1 protein-coding gene and 2 pseudogenes are annotated in these 2,754 nt (G+C 43.0%); 1 reads left to right on the top strand and 2 read right to left on the bottom strand.

The window, feature by feature from the left end; all coding sequences use genetic code 11:
- Window positions 1–136 precede the first annotated feature (136 nt).
- A pseudogene (locus AC4GME_RS18580) lies at window positions 137–460 on the top strand (endonuclease III); the annotation flags it as partial.
- A gap of 112 nt (window positions 461–572) precedes the next feature.
- Here the strand turns inward: AC4GME_RS18580 and AC4GME_RS18575 are convergent.
- Both AC4GME_RS18575 and AC4GME_RS18570 read right to left on the bottom strand, forming a co-directional pair.
- Window positions 573–1,976 carry a methyl-accepting chemotaxis protein gene (locus AC4GME_RS18575; protein ID WP_490378784.1) on the bottom strand — a complete coding sequence of 468 codons (1,404 nt, stop codon included), beginning with the start codon at window positions 1,974–1,976 and terminating at the stop codon, window positions 573–575.
- A 346-nt stretch (window positions 1,977–2,322) separates the two neighbouring features.
- Window positions 2,323–2,439: pseudogene (locus AC4GME_RS18570) on the bottom strand (acetate uptake transporter); the annotation flags it as partial.
- Window positions 2,440–2,754 lie beyond the last annotated feature (315 nt).

Raw genomic sequence — 2,754 nt, 5'->3', positions numbered from 1 at the left:
TCGGGTAGAAACAGACATAAAACAGGGATATTTACGAAGGAGAATAACAAATTCTGATAAGGTTTTGTCGTAATCGGAGCATAATGAGATAAAACATCCTGTTCAAATCAATATTTATTCTTCCTATACTCCTGAAGATCTTGATGCACTGGTTGCACTGCCGGGTGTCGGCAGAAAAACAGCGAATGTGCTATTAAATACCGCTTTCGGTTGGCCAACTATTGCTGTCGATACCCATATCTTTCGTGTGTCTAACCGTACTAAGTTTGCCATGGGTAAAAATGTCGATCAGGTTGAAGATAAATTATTGAAAGTGGTGCCAGCTGAATTTAAAGTCGATGTTCATCACTGGCTGATCTTACATGGGCGCTATACCTGCATTGCGCGTAAACCTCGCTGTGGCTCTTGCCTAATTGAAGATCTCTGTGAATATAGAGACAAAGTATACCCTGAAGAATAAAAGCCAATGAAGCTCATCCTTCGAGAGCGCCCATGGAAACACACTTCGTCACAAAATATGTTTAAATGTATCCCCAACGGAAGCCCTGAATCATACAGTTTGGATATATAACTTATGCTGTTAAATCTTTCATTAAGTCTTCAAGTACATCAGCTTGCTTATTAAGCTGCTGCACCTCTGTAGCCGACTGAGTGATCATTTTAGCAACTAAACGCGATTGGCTGCGCACCTGATCGACATCGGAAGCTATATTATCAGCAACCGCTCCCTGCTCTTCTGCTGAGGTGGCAATTTCAGTACTACGATCCGCAATATATTGATTCTTCTCTGCTATCTGCCGAATGTCATTGCTGACGGTATTCATGTGTTGTTCACTCAATTCAGAATTATTGACGGTTTGGTGCATTACCTTCATTAATCCTTGACTATTGCCTTGCAGCGACTCAATCATTTTTTGGATCTCCACCGTTGCTTCTTGCGTTCTACCCGCCAGCGTGCGAACTTCATCGGCGACAACAGCGAAACCACGACCTTGCTCACCAGCCCGCGCCGCTTCGATGGCAGCATTTAATGCCAGTAGGTTTGTTTGTTCAGAGATAGAGTTAATGGTCGTCACTACATTATCAATTTGCGCAGCATCGTTATCCAGTTTTGCTACAGCATCGGCTGCTGAGCTAATTTCAGAGGCTAATTGCTTTATCGCATCAAGCGTTTGATCGACATGCGTCAGACTCTGTGTTGTTGTCTGCGTTGCCTCGCTGGTTTGGCTAGAGGTGTTTTGTGCGTGACTCGCAACTTCACGGATTGAGCTTGCCATTTGCTCGGTTGCACTGGCCAAGGAATCTATGCGTTCTTGCTGTTGGTTCGATAGCGCTTCATTCTCGTTACTGCGTTGACGCAACTGCGAGCTAATTTGCTGGATCAGTGCGATCGCTTCCTGCGTTGCTTTCACCAGTTGTTGTTCGCGCTCAGATACACGATCAATCGTTTGCGCTATTAGATTAAATTCATTTCGGGCTGGCGCATAACCAATACGAGAAACCAGATCGCCATCGGCAAGACGACGTAATGCATCGTAGATGTTAAACAGTGCCCCGCCCATAAAGGTCATAATGTAATAAAGGGATAGCGAGATGAGTAAGCATGACACTATGATAATGCTGACGTGACCAAGATTAAGTGTACTGAGTAAGCTTGGCTGTGCCTGAGTTGTTAAACTGTAGCTGGCATCCTGTACCTCAGTTGTATTTACGCCCTTTGAGCCCACCTGAATACTGCTGTTAGCAAGGATGCGCGTAACATCGCTTTCAGTCAGGTTGGACTGTGAAATCAAGTTGGCAATCGTATTCATGTTCTGCTGTAACAGCTGTTCTTGCTGACGCTCTGAAGCATTCATTAGCGCTAAACAGACCATGATAATCGCGAGGAGTGGCGTAAAAAAGAGGATTAAAAAGTTTTCTTTTATTTTTACATCTACCAAGTATTTATCAATCCAACGAAACGCAACTTCTTTCATTATTTCTACTTCCTTATTACTGTCACTATTAATGACTCCAGTTTCAAACGGAACCTATCGTTATAAGGCCATAATAAAGATAAAAACAAAGAGTTCAGTGATAACGGTCGCACTAACTAATAGAGCATTTTTTTTTGATTTTTCAAAAGTAACCTGGCTTTTATTCATGTATCAGCCTTAAGGTGACACAGTGTAATAATTTAAAAGAGTTTTAGCATGTCACGCAGCAGCGTGGTATGGGGATAGAATTGACGGCTCTGAAGAATAAAAAAACCGTTAGCAAATCGAATCTGATAACGAATCAATCACTTTAGCTTAAAAATAATACCGGTGTGATATTAACTTACTAAAATACAGCTTTACCTACAGGCAGTACTTCACGGCCAAATTCGCCGTTAAGTACTTGTGCCATGCTGAAGTACATTGCAATCAGGCCACAGAATATGCCTTCGAAACCTGCTAGCTCGCTTGGGAGAAAGCGATCGTTGTGTCAATAGCGAAACCTTGATGATAATACAATATTACAACTCGCTCGGTGGGCGTTTGCGACTTAGCTTTCTATCTCGCTCGGGGCACAAAGCGCTTTAGAACTTTTGCACTCTTTATCTGTTGAGATTACCCCATTTTCGCTCGCATTCGCCCAAGCGTTCAAAATCGAAGTTCCTTACCAGTAAAGTAGCTCTGAATGGTCATGCGCTGCTTGAACGATTGCGCTTAGGCGCTTCCGCCCCTGAGTATGATCGTCAATGATACTGATTTAATGATTGATGCAGCTTCA

This window comes from Psychromonas sp. (assembly GCF_983033635.1).
The sequence above is the reverse complement of the archived record's forward strand: the minus strand, read 5'-3'. Positions and strand labels throughout refer to the sequence as shown.